Genomic DNA, 12,418 nt, shown 5'->3' with positions numbered 1-12,418 from the left:
ATGGTCGATTCGAAGGATCCGGCGATCCCTTTGGAGCTTTCGCAGTCGCAGCTTGTGGTGTCGTTCACGCTTCCGGATATGGTGTGGCTGAGGGTGACTGACATGCTCGATCGCACTGTGATCCCGAAGGAGATCTCAGTGACGTGGCTGGACGACGGCGAGGGCTGGCAACTGTTCAAGGTTGATGTTCGCGGTAAGCGCGATAAGAAAACGGGAGGCCATGGCAACCCGATTCCGATCACCGTGTTCGACCTCAAGCAATTCCCTACCGACGTTCGGGACCAGATCAATGCCCAAGCGCCGACAGGATATTCCGAAAACGATTCCACAGAAAGCGAGGAGGGCTGAGATGGCGGCCGCGAATTTGAAGCGGACGAGCACGAAGCATGTGGTGCAGTTCGAGGTCCGGGAGGGTGTTGATCTTCGGCTGCACGATCCGGCGGGCCTGACGGTTGCTGCGGCGGAGTTTGCCGTGACGTGGACGGACGATGACCGCGCGGAGGGTTGGCGGCTGTCGAAGGTCGACGTGGTCGGCCCTCGGGTTCTGAAGGCTGGCGACCTTGGCAAGCCGTACCCGATCGACGTATACGACCTGGAGCAGTTCCCGCAGGACGTTCGGGACGAGATCAACGCGAATTCACCGACCGGCAGCGACATCCCGTCGCGATACGCCCTCACCATCCAAGAGGGCGAGGGCGAGCGGTGAAGTTGACGGTTGAGGCTGGTTGGCGGGAGACGGAGCGGAATCGTCGGTACGAGTTGGCGATTCTCGATTACGTCGCGGCCGTGTATCTCGAGGACGGTCGATGGCGTTGGAGCCTGACCACATCGAATGCGGTGGGCAGCCCGTACCGGGGCGGCCCACTCGATTCGGATCAGGCCGCGACGCGTGAGGTCGAGGGACTGATCGAGCATCTCCACAAACAGAAAGCGAAATTCAAGTGAGCTTCGAGGATGAGGTTCGGCGGCTGCCGAAGTTCACGGACGATCCGGTTGACCGGTTGGTGCATACGCTGGCGTCGTACACCAATCGGCCGGGTGATGAGTGGCTGCTGATTGCCACCAGGGATGTGGACGGTACGACGACGGGCCTGACGTGGCAGGATCTGCGCCGGTTGAAGAGGCTGTTGACGGAACCAAAGGCTGCGCCGGAGCCGGATGAGATCACGAGCTTGGCGGAGCTGGATGCGTTGGGCGCGGAGTCGATCGTGTCCGGGCATCGGGATGACGGCGAGGTGATGGCGTATCAGCGGGCGCGGGATGGCCGGTGGGCGCAGCCTGGAGCGTCGGTGTGGATGCCGTCCGATGCCGTGTTCCATGGGGTCAGGTTCGGCCATACGAAGCTGTATGTCCGTTTCCGATCACAGAAGGCGGTAACGGCTGGTTTGACCCCCGATCAGCATATGCAGGCGATAGCGGCCGAGCTGGGCTGGGATGTGGACGTTCAGGGGTCAACGGGCGTGCACTACCGGAAAGGCATGCGAGGTATCTCCACATGGCCTACCGCATCCGGCCGGTTGATGAAGATTCAGCGTTGGCGTTTACATGCGCCGGACGAAGACCTGACAGTTACCCGAAACGTATTGCCTACCGGCCTTCAGTGGCTGGCAGAAGAGGAGGACTGATCATGGCCGTGGAGATGGTCGAGGCGTTCGATGCGGGCGATGACCCGATCGGCCGCAGGCCGGTTGACGCCGAGCTGCTGCAAGGCTATATCGACAGGGCTTGGGGTTTGGGCTGGTCCCTGACGCTGGATGACTTCGCGATCCTGGATGGCGAACTCTGCATCGACAGCAAGTACCCCGACGACTTCATCGAAGAACTACAAGGGAAATAGGAGGACTAAACGATGAGCAACGACGAGATGCATGCGATGGTGGAGATCGCGGATGTGGTTCCGGCGGCGGTCAAGAAGCGCGCGGACGAGATCACTGTGGGTGCGACGGTTTTCGATGTTTGGGGCAACGAGTACAAGGTGACGAAGGTGCAGCTGACGACGCACCGGATCAAGATCACGCGGGATGACGACCAGGTCGATTCGTTCCCGCGCGACTGCACGTTCACGTTCATTCCGGCACCGACCGACAAGTAGCGAGCTAGGAGTTAGTGGCATGAGTGCAAGTCAGGATGGTCAGCGGTTCGTCCGCTTGGAGGTGGTGCCGGGTCAGCTGTCGCTGTATGCGTCGGTGCCGGGTTCGTCCACGCGCGATTGGGTGCTGTTCGAGGACGGCGTGTTGAGCGCCCAGTTCGGCACCGCGTACAACAAGTGGTCGGGCGCTGCGGCGATGGTGGATTTCATCGCGTGGGCGAAGGGCCTGGGGTTCTCCCTGCCGGAGCGCAGCATCGGCGTCCTCCAGGGTTACGTGTGGGCGATCCAGCAGTTCGTGCGGTGACGGCATGACTGAGGATGCGTTGACGCCCGCCGAGGAGAAGGCGGTCAAGCTGACGGTCCGCCTGTGGGCGGAGTGGGAGACAGCGACAGATCTCCGCGATATCAGGGCATACGTGAACGGTGCCATGTCGCCTGCTGATCCTGAGCGCATGATTCGGCGACTCCAGGAGGCGAAGACATCAGCGGACAGCGTGATCATGGCCGCGATGCGGCTGACGATGCTCCCCGACGCTTCCGGGTTGGAGGAGAAGCGGTTCCGGCAGCTGGTGGACGACCAGTGGCGGAGGATGGACCAAAAGAAGCGGTCCGCACCTGCTGAGCCTGCGCCTATCCGGCGTGCGCCGGGTCGGGTCATGACTGCGGCCGAGTTGAACGCGTTGGGTGTCGGCTCGATAATCTCGTTCATTCGCTTCGGCCGGTATGCGCTTGCAGCGCAGAAGGATGACCGTGGGCACTGGCTGTCAGTGGGGTCTCAAGAGCTGCACACGGCCCCGAGCCTTATTGAGAGCGGCTCGTCGTTCGACGTGTTGGTTTCGAAGCCTGGCCCACGCACGGACGCCGAGAAGGCGGCCCTGTATGCGCAGGTTGCAGCGAAGGCTCTGCGTGATTCGCCGTTGGGCTCTGGACCGGAGAAGTTCACAGTACGACGGGCTGGAACGGAAATCCATATCGCCTGGAAAGACGGCAGCGGTAGTGACGATCTACGCCGCCGGATTGAGAGCTTCACGGTAGAGCATGGCGCGCCGAAAAGCGTGCTTGTGTTCAATCGGTAGAAGATGTTATTGCGTTGGCCTGCATCGGTTTTCGGTGTGGGCCTTTCGTTTCGAAAGGGCTAGACTGTGACGGTGTTTGACATGGCTTGGGTTGATGACCCGATGATCGGTAACCATCTTCTGATTCGCCGGAATGGGCGGGGGGTGGGTTCTGTTCGCGTGGATGAGTATGGCGTTCATCATTCGGGCGAGTTGTTCGGGAATCCGATTCGGCCGGAGTTCCTTCCGGTCGCGATCGAGGCGCTTGAGAATGCGCGGGTTCGCGTGGAGCGTTTGGCTGCCGAGGAGGCTGCGAAGTGACTGAATTGACTACCGAAGGCCCTACGGCGACTGTTCACACGTTCACGGATACGCGGATTGTGACGTTGCGGTTGGAGGGGGCGGAGGATCGTCGGCCCCAGAACCGTGCGAGGGGTACGTGGTATCGGCCGGAACGCCTTCATCTGCGTTTCTACGGGATTCGCAGGAGCGAGTTCGGGGCGGCGCTTCAGTGGCAGACGGAGGCGCGGCTGAATGGTCCGATCCGTAAGAAGGATTTGACTCTGGGTGTTCAGCGCGGCGAGGAGTCTTGGCTCTGGGACGGCTTCGAGAACGCCCCTGAATACGTGAAGGCGGTGGTCGCCGAGTACATGCCGAAGGAAGGAGAGTAGGGAATGAGAGACATCCCGTTGCATGAGTTGGTGTCGCCCGATGGTCATTTGGCACGGTCGGTGTTCTTCGACGAGAATCCGGGCGCGGAGGTGTTGCGTCCTCTGCTGATGTTCTTCGTCGAGCATTCGGACGAGGTCCGGAAGGGCTTGTGGCTGCGGCTCGAGGAGGCCCAGGCGGCGGCGAAGAAGACGGCGGACACTGCCGCTGAGGTGGACCCGAAGGGTGAGATCCGCTTCTGGAGGGAAGTCGATCAGAGCCAGTCGGCGGCGATTGCTCGTGTCGAGAAGGCGCGGGCCGACCTGGATCTCATTGAAACTGACCCGAACGAGACTGAGGAGTAACTGACATGAGGACGTGGGAGCAGCCGTACGCCCGGAAGGTGGCACGGAGGTTGTTGGCCGCGCATGACGTGCTGACGAAGGTGTCGGACGTTGAGCCGGAGCGGAACGGGGATGGCGATCCGGTCGACGGTCCGGCGTGGCTCGAGTGGGATAAGCAGCAGAATCGTCCCGCCCGTGCGGCGGTGGCCGAGCTGGTCGAACATCTGGCCGATGTCCTCGACGCCGACTCGGCTGGGGCGCACGAACTGCACGGGAGGCACTGGTATCTGCCGGTCTCGAAGACCATCGGCGGCGGGGCGGGCGCGTATGAGCGGCAGGTCGCGCGGGCGTTCTTCGGCAAGCACATCAGGCAGGAGTGATCGGCATGAAGGTGTGGGAGTCGGCTGAGGCACGGGCGGCGGCGCAGAAGCTGTTGGATGCGGAGGCCGGGCTGGATGAGGTGAGGGCGGTTGAGCCGGAGCGGGATGAGTTCGGCAACCAGATCGACGAGGCGACGTGGCTCAGGTGGTTCGACGGGCCGTACGCGGATGCGCGGCGTGTTCGGGATGACGTCTTGACGCACCTGAACAAGACGTTGGGGCTCAGTACGGTTGGTGGGCGGTGGCCGCTGAGGGGCGCGTGGTGGACCGTGCCGGTCGCGAAGGCGATCGTCGGCACCGCGAACGCCGAGGAGCAATCCATCGCACAGTTGTTCTTCGACGAGAAGTTCGGGAAGGGTTAATCAATGCGCAAGTTGACGGGTCCGGCGGATTTGGATGCGATGCCGGAGCGGGGTGTGGTACGTGCCCACACGAAAACGGGCGAGAACACGCTTGAGCGTGACGCCAAGGGCCGCTGGCATGCCAGGTGGACGCCGCCGAACGGCTTGTCGTCGCAGGCGGTGTGGGATGGCGCGGTCGAGGTGTTCCAGGTGAGGCCATCGTTGGAGTTTGTGGACTTCGACAACAACGGCATCGACACAGTTCACATTCAGGTCGAGTTTCACACTCACGAAGCGCCGAGCGACGACGAGGACTTCGACTACGGCGGGGACTCCGACCCGAATCTAAATCCGCCGCGCCTCACGAACTACGGTGTCCCCGCCGACAGCGACTGGGTGGCTCAGGTGCGGGAGGAGATGCTCCAGTGGTGGGGTGCGGAAGCGGTCGAGTTGGTGGACTTCCCGTCGTTGGAGAAACGGCTGCTGGCGACCGGGCATGTGCGGATGATCCATTGGGACGCGGCTGGTTGCGAGGACGAGCAGGTCATTTCGCTCTGGTTTGAGCGCGGCTCCCAGAACCCGCAGTGGCTGGACAAGGATCGGGTGTGGGCGGCCTGGAAAGCGCTGCCGGATGAGGAGCAGTCGCCGGTGAAACGGATCGCCCGCGACCTCGGTCTGCGGAATGCGGAAGTGGCCATGATCGTGTACCCGGTTCGACAGGGTATGGGTGCCTGGAAAGACGAGCAGGAGCCGGATCTGTAATGCGTGTGGTTGTGAGTGAGCGAACGTGGGTCAATGCCCTCGATTCGACGGCGACGAGTTTCCATGACGAGCATCCGGAAGTGCCGTTACCGCAGCAGGTTCGGGATGGTTCCGTGGTGCGGTACGACTACGGAGAGCTGGATGGCGTTCCGCTGTTCGCGCTGCTGGATCGTTTGAACGTCATGGCGGAGGCGTTCAGTGGCGGTGGCGTGGACGCTGAGACGGAGGCTGACGGCGACGCGATCTACGAGGATTGGCGGCGGCTGAGAGATGCCTCTGAGCCGCGCGAAGCTGGCTACTACACCGATCGTGACGGGCGCGGCTGGTATCGGGATGGCCAGCGTTGGCATTTCGTCCGTCGGATCACAGGGAGTGGCTCCGGCGTTGCGGCGGGTGAGGGTTCCGGGGGACGCCCGTGGATTGACATTGGCCGTGCCGGTCCGTTCGAGTATGTTTCGTCTGATTGGCCCGGCGAGGGTTGGCGTGAAGTCGTTTGAGAGTTAGTGGGTGAGGTTGTGAAGCCGGAGGATCTGGAGTATTTGCGTGGCCGCGACCTGCGCGACTTGACGACGTTCGAGTTGGAAAAGCTGGAGCGGGTTGTGGAGCTTCAGGTGCGGGCGCTGAACGCCGAACTAACGGGGCTGGATGTGCAGATCAGCGCGATGCAGGTGCATCGGGATGACAAGGCTGCCGAGTTGCGTGTGGCTGAGCAGCTGCTCGGCGATGTGTCTTCGCTGAGGCGAAGGTAACCAATGTATGTCGGTGCCCTGTGAGACATTCTGTCTCGCAGGGCTTTTCGCGTTTATGGAGGTGGTTGTTTGAGTTGGATGTTGGCTGGGATTCAGGCTCGGCGTACTGCTCGTGCGGAGCGGGAGTCGTTGTTGCGGATTCGGGATCTTCGCGAGTCGTGCGATAACCGCCGGGCTTGGGCGGAGAGACGTTATGTGGAGGTGTCGGAGTGGTCGGCGCGGAGGGTGGCGGAGGGTTGCGAGTTGACGCCTCGGGAGCAGGCTGATCTGATCTGCGCGGAGATTGATAGGGATGTGGCTCGGATGTCGCGGGCCTACATATGAGTGCGAAGGGCCGCCGTTCCGAGGAGTATTCGGAGCGGCGGCCCTTCGTCACGTGATGTTACTTGATGCCGATAGCGTGGGGTAGCTGAACGCCGGGGAAGTTCCACCCGGCGTTCAGCAATTTTCCGCTAGAAGCTGCGGGCCAGCAGGTCGAGCTTGGCGTATTCCTCGTCGCGGGCCTTGTTCTGCCAGCGGCCAGAGTCGGCCCGCCAGTAGCCCTTCCGGAGGATCAGCCCGCCGAACGTGAGCATGAGGATGGCGGAGGTGATGTTCAGGCTGAGGAGGGTCACGACCGCACCGACCGCGAACACGGCTGCCGAGAGGCGTTCGGGGTTGCCGCTTCCGGCCCAGCTGTCGATCGCGAACTGGCGCACGGTGTTCCAGATTTCCTTCATGGTGTTGCTCCCTGGTTGTCGGTGGCGGGTTTTAGCGGGCCTTGTACTGGAGGATGTTGGGGTGGGCGGCGCTGTTGGGGCGCTTGCCTCGGATCTGGAAGTCGTAGCGCCGGTTGACCTGGATGGCGTTGAAGGTCGCGCGGTTATTGTTTACGGAATACGCGCCGCACGTGGTCCCGATCCAGTTGCCAGACCGCTCCTCGTGCTTGTCGGTCACGGTGCAGTTCCGCTGCCAGGTGGTGCTGCTGGTGCAGCCGGTAGCGCCGAACATGACGGCCATGAGGATGACGGCGAGTGGGAGCTTGTAGTGCAGCGGCAGGGGGGTGATCTTGGGTGTCATGTCGTAGCTCATTGCTCTCCTTGGGTGGTGTGCAACATCCGCAGCAGCCATGGACGGCCTGCGCGGACTGGTTGGTGAGATCCCAGAACTCGAATTGGTCTGGGTCGGGGTGCCCGGTTCCGTGTGCCGGGCAGAGGCGTTCGAAGATCCCTCGATCGTTGCGCCACAACAGTTCCCAGCCCCGCATGTGGTGATCAGTGGGGTCGTGGACGATGCATGCTGTTCCGGCGCAACGACTTTCGGGGTGGACGTTCGCGAGCAGGAATTCGCGAGCGTCCGTTGTTCCGTTCCGCACTACGTCTTGGCCTGGTAGCCGGTGACGGTGCGGGTGATCGGTTCGACCTGGATGAAGTCGCCGTAGAAGCTGATTCGGCCGTAGCTGTCGTATTCGCCGTGCTTCTGGAAGTAGCGGACGCCGCCGTCGGGGTATTCGGCTTTGAAGGTGATGGCGGCCGGGGCGGTGCTGCCCTGGTCGTATTCGTAGTAGTCGTCGCGGGCGCGGTCGTCGTCGAGGCGCTCGACAACGGTCACGGCCAGCGCATCGACCCGCGTGCGTCCCGCGTATCCGCTCTGCCAGTGTTCCCAGCCTCGCGGGGAGTGGTTGGCGAGCAGGTGGTGGGCGCGCCACGTTTCGATCTGGTCTTCGGTGTAGGCGGTGGTTGTCACGGCCGGGCCTTTCGTGCAGTAGAGGGTTTGGGCGGCGAGTTCAGCCGCCGCCCACTTCAGGTAGGCGATGTACCCCGCGATCACGGGGTCATCGACCAGGTCAGGCATCGACGGTTACCCAGGTGGTTTGCTCGACCTGTTTGGGCTGGACTTCGGTGATCGGGCCGTCCCAGGTTTGGCCGTCGAAGCTGTTGTACTCGCCCGTCTTTCGCAGGTACGCCATCTCGAAGTCGCTGCGCCGGAACACGTCGAGGACTATCCACGTGATCGACCGGTGCGCGGTGGGGATGGCGCGGTTGTCGTCGATCCGCCGGACGAGGTAGTTCTCCGTCCGGACACCAGGCCCGAACTTCCCGGCCAGAGCGTCGATGACGGTGTACCAGGCCCCGTACAGGGCGAGCAGTTCGGATTCGACTGCGGCCGGATCGATTGGGGTGATCACTCGTACCTGGTTTCGTACGTGGTGGTGGGGGTGCGGACCATCTTCACTTCGGTGAAGTCGCCGTCCCAGATGGCGTCGCTGCCGAAGCTGTTGGCACTGCCCAGCTTCCGGAAGTACTTGTCGCCGAAGATGTACTGGTTGTCTTCGACGCGGAGGATCAGCGCGGGAACGGTCTCGCCGTACTGGTCCTTGGCGGTGGTCAGTTCTTCGCGGCTGATCGTTGCATCGCCGACCACGATGTCCCGGCCGCCGTGGGCGAAGTATTCAGCGACGGTGTCCCAGCCGAGCGAGCCGAGGTAGCTGCTGTAGCGGCTTTCGGGGAACGCGGCGCACAGGATGCGTTCAACGTCGTGGGCGTCGAGGCGGCTCATCAGGAGTTCACGCTTTCGTAGTCGATGACGGTCTTTTCGGTGGCCCGGACTCGTTCGAAGTCGCCGGTCCAGCGGCTGCCTTCGAAGGACTCGTAGATGCCGGTCTTGCGGAAGTACGTCAGCATGCTGTGGTCGTCGTTGCAGTCAATGCGCTGGACCTTCCACACCATCTCGAGGTCTCTGCGGTAGCTGCCCAGCCGCCCGCCGACGTACCTTTCGAGTTCGATCCGCAGATCCGATGTCTCGATCGGTCCGCCGTCGTCGTAGATGAAGTACCCAGCGACAACGTGCCAGTCGGATTCGCTCAGCTCGTCGTCGTCGCGGGTCTCAGGGAACCAAGCCGAGAAGATGCGGGCGATCTCCTCGGCCGTGGCCGCCGGATAGCTCACTTCCCGATCTCCTCGTACACGGTGACGACCTTCTGGACGGGGTGGACTTCGAAGGTGGGGCCGTCGTAGTGGCCGCCGTCGAACGAGGCGTACCAGCCGTCGCGCTGGAACATGCGGGTCTGTCCCGCATCGTCTTTCACTGCGAAGACGAGCCAGTATTCGTCGCCCTGGCCTTCGCCTCCGTGGCTGGCCGCGAGGTCGTCGATGACGCCGATGCCCGGCAGCTTGAGCGGGGCCTTGACCCACGTCCATCCGCCGTTGCCGTCCGTCTGATAGAGGGAGAAGGAGTCTTCGAGTTCGCCCCAGTCGATGTAGTTCTCGCCGTCCTCGTCGATGCGGCTGTAGTCGACGGTGTCGGGGTTGAACTCGACGCCCTTGCGTTCAGCGTCCCGGCGTGCCCACTGTTCGGCGTTTGCGCGGTGCCGGATGACCAGGGCGGCAGCGAGGGCGTTCTCAAGGTCTTCGATGGTGTAGTGCAGAGCGGGGGTGGTCACTTGTTCTCCTTGAACATTTCGAGGTGGTGGGCGTTGCGTTGGTGGTGGCGGACGTAGTCGAAGTCGGGTTGCCGGAAGATGTCGTAGTTTTCGGCGATGAACCGCGACGACCGGCCTTTGGTGAGGCTGGTGATGGTGCGGCGCAGCGCCCACTTGTAGGCGCGGCCGGGGCTGTACTGGTAGTTCGACGGGATGATCAGGCGTTCGAGGGCGGTGACGTAGATTTCCTCGCGGAACAGCGCCACCTGCCGGTCGAACGGCATCGCCCACACGGCCGCCATGTCCATCGCGACTGTCTTGCCTGGCTTGAGGACCCGCTCGTAGAGGGGTTTGCCGGGGCTGTAGGCGACGGACCGGTGGAGGCTGTCGTGGTCGAAGCGGCGGACCACAGCGTCGGTGAAGAACTCGTCGGATTCCTCGTCGAGGTTGACCTGCTTTTTGCCGTGGTGCCGCTCCCACACGCTGTACAGCAGCTTGTACAGGTCTTCGTCGACCTGCGCGCCAGCCGCCTTCAGGACCATCGCGTCGTTCATGTGCTTGTCCCAGCTGCCGTTCCGCAGCTCCCACGCCGCATGCGACAACTTGATCGTGTACAGCTCCTCCGGGTAGGCGATGCCGTAATGCCCTTCGGGCAGCCACTGCGTGAGGGCGTCATCCCAGAAGATGTCGACCTTGTCGCCGTTCTCGTTGTCCCCGTGCATCATTTCGGGGAACTCGGTGTCGGCGAAGAAGTCGTAGTCGCCAGGCGTCCGGCCAAGGTCGACGCCATGCCATTTCGCGGCGTGCGAGCCGACAAGAAGTGTGCGCATATCGCTATGCCTCCGTTGCGATTCGGGCGCGCTGGGCCTCGTCGGCGATGACGTTGCGCGCGAACTCGCCGAGGCAGTGGGCGGCCATCTTGTCGAGGTCCCAGCCGAGGATCTCGGAGGCGTCAAGAAGTTCGTCGTAGCCAGTCTGGGTGGTGAGGATGTCGACGGCGACCTTCTTGGGCGGCTCGACGGCGGCAATCCAGGGGTTGGCGGGCCGCCACGGATCAGGGCCGAGTTCGTAGTTGAGCTGGTCGATTACGGTTCCAGCCGTGACCCGCGACTTCTCCAGGTCTTCCGCTGCGAGTACTGCTCGGAGCCGGTCGATTTCGAATCCGGCGAAGATCTTCGCCTTCTCCAGGTCCTCGATGCATCCCTCGGGCGTGCTGCTCTTGTTGTTGCCGTCGAGTCGGGTGGCTCGGGCGAAGTACTGGACGCCCTGTCCGCCGAAGCTGGTGAGGTGGGCGGAGATGTGGCGGACCTCAACGTCGCCGGGGAACTTGTAGTAGGCGGGGCTGGTCGCGGTGTTGGTCACTTCTCGTCCTCGTGCTTGTTGTGGTTGTGGGCGGCGACGATTTGGCGGGAGTAGGCCAGGGCGGCGTAGGCGACGTGGGCGGCGATGTCTGCGGGGCGGTGGTCGGTAAGAACTCGCGCGGCAGCCAGAACTTCCCCGAATTCACTTGTGGTGTAGGTAATCTCAATGCGCCGGTTCGCTTCCTGGTTCGGTCCGGATGCCTGATGGAAAGGCGCGATGCGCCCGGCCTTCAGCCGGGCTTTCGCCCACGCCTCGTCTACGTTCGTGACGTGGTAGTGGGCCACGTCGGGCTGCGGCTGTGTGGGTTTGAGGCTGCCCACCTCGGCGGCCAGCAGCTGCATTCCTTCAGTGAGTGCACGCATGTCGGTGAGGAGCTCGACGAACAGGCGCTCGTCGATGCAGGAGCCGGGGGTGGCCTGGTGGCGTTCGGCGATCTGCGCGGCGACGCCAGCGAGCCATGCGGCGGCGCGGGAGCGAATCGCCCAGCCCTGTAGTGCTGCAACGTTTTTCATCGGGTTGCGACCTTCTTCTTTCCGCAGGTGATGCAGTAGCGACGTTGGCCGGAGACCGTGGACTTGAATCCGAAGAAGTCGGTGACTTCGATGTAGATGTCCGACCAGTTCCCCCACTTGTGGAAGATGTGCATCAGACCGCCTCGCTGAGCTGCTTGGCGATGCCCTTGGTGACGCGGGAGATGGTGGACTCCGAGACGTTGTATTCGACGGCCAGCGCCTGCACTCCCCCGTTGCCGATGGCCTTGAAGTTCCGCGTGTACTTGGCGCGGATCTCGATGACCTCCTCCGGCGACAGGACGGGGTCCAGCGACGGCGGGCGGCGGCGGCCCTGCCGGATTCGCAGCGCGACGCGCTCTTTCGCGGTCATGCCACCCCACACGCCCTCGTCCTCGAAGTTCCTGAGTGCGTGGTCGAGGCATTCCTTGATGACGGGGCAGGTCTTGCAGATGGCGATGGCCCGCTCGGCGTCGCGGCGCTGGCTCATGCGGGGGAAGAACGGGTCGATCTCCTGGTTCCGCAGGTATGTGATCAGTGATGCCGGGTCGACGTAAACGACCTGTCCGATGACGGTGCTGCGCAGGTCGCCACGCTTTCGCATCGTGTGGATGGCTTTGCGGCCGACCTCGAGGACTTTGATCACCTCGTCGACCCGCAGGCCGCGACCTTCGGCTTCGGCCTTCGCGGCGAAGGCGCGGGCCATGGTGAGCGGCTCCATGTGGTCGCTGTCGCGGCAGACAGCTCCGTCGATCCAGGCGTAGTTGGCGATGCCCATG

General features: G+C 63.1%; 28 protein-coding genes. 16 read left to right on the top strand and 12 right to left on the bottom strand.

The features are described 5' to 3' along the window. The 16 genes from ACFRAQ_RS34825 (at position 1) to ACFRAQ_RS34750 (ending at position 6,368) form a co-directional block, all read left to right on the top strand. Entirely contained in the window at positions 1-348 is a 348-nt protein-coding gene (locus ACFRAQ_RS34825; protein ID WP_379107321.1) for a hypothetical protein, read from the top strand. 1 nt (position 349) lies between these two features. Beyond that, positions 350-706, top strand: coding sequence for a hypothetical protein (locus ACFRAQ_RS34820; protein ID WP_379107320.1), 357 nt, complete (start codon positions 350-352; stop codon positions 704-706). Continuing rightward, entirely contained in the window at positions 703-945 is a 243-nt protein-coding gene (locus ACFRAQ_RS34815; protein WP_379107319.1) for a hypothetical protein, read from the top strand. The genes ACFRAQ_RS34820 and ACFRAQ_RS34815 overlap by 4 nt, the downstream gene beginning before the upstream one ends. Then, the gene (locus ACFRAQ_RS34810; RefSeq protein WP_379107318.1) at positions 942-1,625 is read left to right on the top strand and encodes a hypothetical protein; all 684 of its coding nucleotides are present in this window, start codon (positions 942-944) and stop codon (positions 1,623-1,625) included. The genes ACFRAQ_RS34815 and ACFRAQ_RS34810 overlap by 4 nt, the downstream gene beginning before the upstream one ends. Before the next feature lie 2 nt (positions 1,626-1,627). Further along, positions 1,628-1,837 carry a hypothetical protein gene (locus tag ACFRAQ_RS34805; protein WP_379107316.1) on the top strand — a complete coding sequence of 70 codons (210 nt, stop codon included), beginning with the start codon at positions 1,628-1,630 and terminating at the stop codon, positions 1,835-1,837. 12 nt (positions 1,838-1,849) lie between these two features. Further along, positions 1,850-2,092, top strand: coding sequence for a hypothetical protein (locus tag ACFRAQ_RS34800; RefSeq protein ID WP_379107315.1), 243 nt, complete (start codon positions 1,850-1,852; stop codon positions 2,090-2,092). A 19-nt stretch (positions 2,093-2,111) separates the two neighbouring features. Further along, the gene (locus ACFRAQ_RS34795) at positions 2,112-2,393 is read left to right on the top strand and encodes a hypothetical protein (protein WP_379107314.1); all 282 of its coding nucleotides are present in this window, start codon (positions 2,112-2,114) and stop codon (positions 2,391-2,393) included. 4 nt (positions 2,394-2,397) lie between these two features. Beyond that, positions 2,398-3,165 carry a hypothetical protein gene (locus ACFRAQ_RS34790; RefSeq protein WP_379107313.1) on the top strand — a complete coding sequence of 256 codons (768 nt, stop codon included), beginning with the start codon at positions 2,398-2,400 and terminating at the stop codon, positions 3,163-3,165. Positions 3,166-3,237: 72 nt separating this feature from the next. After that, complete coding sequence (locus ACFRAQ_RS34785; RefSeq protein ID WP_379107312.1) at positions 3,238-3,465, top strand: hypothetical protein; 228 nt, start codon at positions 3,238-3,240, stop codon at positions 3,463-3,465. Then, entirely contained in the window at positions 3,462-3,815 is a 354-nt protein-coding gene (locus ACFRAQ_RS34780; RefSeq protein ID WP_379107311.1) for a hypothetical protein, read from the top strand. The genes ACFRAQ_RS34785 and ACFRAQ_RS34780 overlap by 4 nt, the downstream gene beginning before the upstream one ends. Positions 3,816-3,818: 3 nt before the next feature. Next, complete coding sequence (locus tag ACFRAQ_RS34775; RefSeq protein ID WP_379107310.1) at positions 3,819-4,157, top strand: hypothetical protein; 339 nt, start codon at positions 3,819-3,821, stop codon at positions 4,155-4,157. 5 nt (positions 4,158-4,162) lie between these two features. Continuing rightward, entirely contained in the window at positions 4,163-4,516 is a 354-nt protein-coding gene (locus tag ACFRAQ_RS34770; protein WP_379107309.1) for a hypothetical protein, read from the top strand. Between the two features lie 5 nt (positions 4,517-4,521). Beyond that, positions 4,522-4,878, top strand: coding sequence for a hypothetical protein (locus ACFRAQ_RS34765; protein ID WP_379107308.1), 357 nt, complete (start codon positions 4,522-4,524; stop codon positions 4,876-4,878). Between the two features lie 3 nt (positions 4,879-4,881). Continuing rightward, a complete protein-coding gene (locus ACFRAQ_RS34760; protein ID WP_379107307.1) occupies positions 4,882-5,619 on the top strand; it encodes a hypothetical protein in 738 nt (245 codons plus the stop codon). Beyond that, on the top strand, positions 5,619-6,116 hold the full coding sequence (locus ACFRAQ_RS34755) for a hypothetical protein (RefSeq protein ID WP_379107306.1): 498 nt from the start codon (positions 5,619-5,621) through the stop codon (positions 6,114-6,116). The genes ACFRAQ_RS34760 and ACFRAQ_RS34755 overlap by 1 nt, the downstream gene beginning before the upstream one ends. 18 nt (positions 6,117-6,134) lie before the next feature. Continuing rightward, positions 6,135-6,368: a hypothetical protein gene (locus ACFRAQ_RS34750; protein ID WP_379107305.1), complete on the top strand. Its 234-nt coding sequence runs from the start codon at positions 6,135-6,137 to the stop codon at positions 6,366-6,368. A 452-nt stretch (positions 6,369-6,820) separates the two neighbouring features. Here ACFRAQ_RS34750 and ACFRAQ_RS34745 read toward each other — a convergent pair whose 3' ends face one another. The 12 genes from ACFRAQ_RS34745 to ACFRAQ_RS34690 form a co-directional block, all read right to left on the bottom strand. Continuing rightward, positions 6,821-7,087, bottom strand: coding sequence for a hypothetical protein (locus ACFRAQ_RS34745; protein ID WP_379107304.1), 267 nt, complete (start codon positions 7,085-7,087; stop codon positions 6,821-6,823). 31 nt (positions 7,088-7,118) lie between these two features. Then, positions 7,119-7,439: a hypothetical protein gene (locus ACFRAQ_RS34740; protein WP_379107303.1), complete on the bottom strand. Its 321-nt coding sequence runs from the start codon at positions 7,437-7,439 to the stop codon at positions 7,119-7,121. A gap of 282 nt (positions 7,440-7,721) precedes the next feature. Next, the gene (locus ACFRAQ_RS34735; protein WP_379107302.1) at positions 7,722-8,201 is read right to left on the bottom strand and encodes a hypothetical protein; all 480 of its coding nucleotides are present in this window, start codon (positions 8,199-8,201) and stop codon (positions 7,722-7,724) included. Then, positions 8,194-8,535, bottom strand: a complete 342-nt coding sequence (locus ACFRAQ_RS34730) for a hypothetical protein (RefSeq protein WP_379107301.1) — start codon at positions 8,533-8,535, stop codon at positions 8,194-8,196. The genes ACFRAQ_RS34735 and ACFRAQ_RS34730 overlap by 8 nt, the downstream gene beginning before the upstream one ends. Beyond that, the gene (locus tag ACFRAQ_RS34725) at positions 8,532-8,906 is read right to left on the bottom strand and encodes a hypothetical protein (protein ID WP_379107300.1); all 375 of its coding nucleotides are present in this window, start codon (positions 8,904-8,906) and stop codon (positions 8,532-8,534) included. The genes ACFRAQ_RS34730 and ACFRAQ_RS34725 overlap by 4 nt, the downstream gene beginning before the upstream one ends. Then, positions 8,906-9,295 (bottom strand): hypothetical protein, encoded by a 390-nt coding sequence (locus tag ACFRAQ_RS34720; RefSeq protein WP_379107299.1) that lies wholly within the window; start codon positions 9,293-9,295, stop codon positions 8,906-8,908. Before ACFRAQ_RS34720 ends, ACFRAQ_RS34725 begins: the two co-directional genes overlap by 1 nt. Beyond that, positions 9,292-9,789: a hypothetical protein gene (locus ACFRAQ_RS34715; RefSeq protein WP_379107298.1), complete on the bottom strand. Its 498-nt coding sequence runs from the start codon at positions 9,787-9,789 to the stop codon at positions 9,292-9,294. Before ACFRAQ_RS34715 ends, ACFRAQ_RS34720 begins: the two co-directional genes overlap by 4 nt. Beyond that, on the bottom strand, positions 9,786-10,598 hold the full coding sequence (locus ACFRAQ_RS34710; RefSeq protein ID WP_379107297.1) for a hypothetical protein: 813 nt from the start codon (positions 10,596-10,598) through the stop codon (positions 9,786-9,788). Before ACFRAQ_RS34710 ends, ACFRAQ_RS34715 begins: the two co-directional genes overlap by 4 nt. Before the next feature lie 4 nt (positions 10,599-10,602). After that, positions 10,603-11,130 (bottom strand): hypothetical protein, encoded by a 528-nt coding sequence (locus ACFRAQ_RS34705; RefSeq protein WP_379107295.1) that lies wholly within the window; start codon positions 11,128-11,130, stop codon positions 10,603-10,605. Continuing rightward, entirely contained in the window at positions 11,127-11,642 is a 516-nt protein-coding gene (locus ACFRAQ_RS34700) for a hypothetical protein (RefSeq protein ID WP_379107294.1), read from the bottom strand. Before ACFRAQ_RS34700 ends, ACFRAQ_RS34705 begins: the two co-directional genes overlap by 4 nt. Next, positions 11,639-11,776 carry a hypothetical protein gene (locus ACFRAQ_RS34695; protein ID WP_379107293.1) on the bottom strand — a complete coding sequence of 46 codons (138 nt, stop codon included), beginning with the start codon at positions 11,774-11,776 and terminating at the stop codon, positions 11,639-11,641. Before ACFRAQ_RS34695 ends, ACFRAQ_RS34700 begins: the two co-directional genes overlap by 4 nt. Then, positions 11,776-12,417, bottom strand: coding sequence for a WhiB family transcriptional regulator (locus ACFRAQ_RS34690; RefSeq protein WP_379107292.1), 642 nt, complete (start codon positions 12,415-12,417; stop codon positions 11,776-11,778). The genes ACFRAQ_RS34695 and ACFRAQ_RS34690 overlap by 1 nt, the downstream gene beginning before the upstream one ends. Position 12,418 lies beyond the last annotated feature (1 nt).

The sequence above is a fragment of the Nocardia sp. NPDC056611 genome (genome assembly GCF_042792755.1).
In the GTDB taxonomy this organism is placed as follows: Bacteria; Actinomycetota; Actinomycetes; order Mycobacteriales; family Mycobacteriaceae; genus Nocardia.
The sequence above is the reverse complement of the archived record's forward strand: the minus strand, read 5'-3'. Positions and strand labels throughout refer to the sequence as shown.

Bases quoted from the DNA above. Each gene is read 5' to 3' on its own strand.
- ACFRAQ_RS34825 (WP_379107321.1), top strand. From the start codon at position 1: ATGGTCGATTCGAAGGATCCGGCGATCCCTTTGGAGCTTTCGCAGTCG.
- ACFRAQ_RS34820 (WP_379107320.1), top strand. From the start codon at position 350: ATGGCGGCCGCGAATTTGAAGCGGACGAGCACGAAGCATGTGGTGCAG.
- ACFRAQ_RS34805 (WP_379107316.1), top strand. From the start codon at position 1,628: ATGGCCGTGGAGATGGTCGAGGCGTTCGATGCGGGCGATGACCCGATC.
- ACFRAQ_RS34800 (WP_379107315.1), top strand. From the start codon at position 1,850: ATGAGCAACGACGAGATGCATGCGATGGTGGAGATCGCGGATGTGGTT.
- ACFRAQ_RS34795 (WP_379107314.1), top strand. From the start codon at position 2,112: ATGAGTGCAAGTCAGGATGGTCAGCGGTTCGTCCGCTTGGAGGTGGTG.
- ACFRAQ_RS34790 (WP_379107313.1), top strand. From the start codon at position 2,398: ATGACTGAGGATGCGTTGACGCCCGCCGAGGAGAAGGCGGTCAAGCTG.
- ACFRAQ_RS34775 (WP_379107310.1), top strand. From the start codon at position 3,819: ATGAGAGACATCCCGTTGCATGAGTTGGTGTCGCCCGATGGTCATTTG.
- ACFRAQ_RS34770 (WP_379107309.1), top strand. From the start codon at position 4,163: ATGAGGACGTGGGAGCAGCCGTACGCCCGGAAGGTGGCACGGAGGTTG.
- ACFRAQ_RS34765 (WP_379107308.1), top strand. From the start codon at position 4,522: ATGAAGGTGTGGGAGTCGGCTGAGGCACGGGCGGCGGCGCAGAAGCTG.
- ACFRAQ_RS34760 (WP_379107307.1), top strand. From the start codon at position 4,882: ATGCGCAAGTTGACGGGTCCGGCGGATTTGGATGCGATGCCGGAGCGG.
- ACFRAQ_RS34755 (WP_379107306.1), top strand. From the start codon at position 5,619: ATGCGTGTGGTTGTGAGTGAGCGAACGTGGGTCAATGCCCTCGATTCG.
- ACFRAQ_RS34745 (WP_379107304.1), bottom strand. From the start codon at position 7,087: ATGAAGGAAATCTGGAACACCGTGCGCCAGTTCGCGATCGACAGCTGG.
- ACFRAQ_RS34740 (WP_379107303.1), bottom strand. From the start codon at position 7,439: ATGAGCTACGACATGACACCCAAGATCACCCCCCTGCCGCTGCACTAC.
- ACFRAQ_RS34735 (WP_379107302.1), bottom strand. From the start codon at position 8,201: ATGCCTGACCTGGTCGATGACCCCGTGATCGCGGGGTACATCGCCTAC.
- ACFRAQ_RS34725 (WP_379107300.1), bottom strand. From the start codon at position 8,906: ATGAGCCGCCTCGACGCCCACGACGTTGAACGCATCCTGTGCGCCGCG.
- ACFRAQ_RS34710 (WP_379107297.1), bottom strand. From the start codon at position 10,598: ATGCGCACACTTCTTGTCGGCTCGCACGCCGCGAAATGGCATGGCGTC.
- ACFRAQ_RS34700 (WP_379107294.1), bottom strand. From the start codon at position 11,642: ATGAAAAACGTTGCAGCACTACAGGGCTGGGCGATTCGCTCCCGCGCC.
- ACFRAQ_RS34695 (WP_379107293.1), bottom strand. From the start codon at position 11,776: ATGCACATCTTCCACAAGTGGGGGAACTGGTCGGACATCTACATCGAA.
- ACFRAQ_RS34690 (WP_379107292.1), bottom strand. From the start codon at position 12,417: ATGGGCATCGCCAACTACGCCTGGATCGACGGAGCTGTCTGCCGCGAC.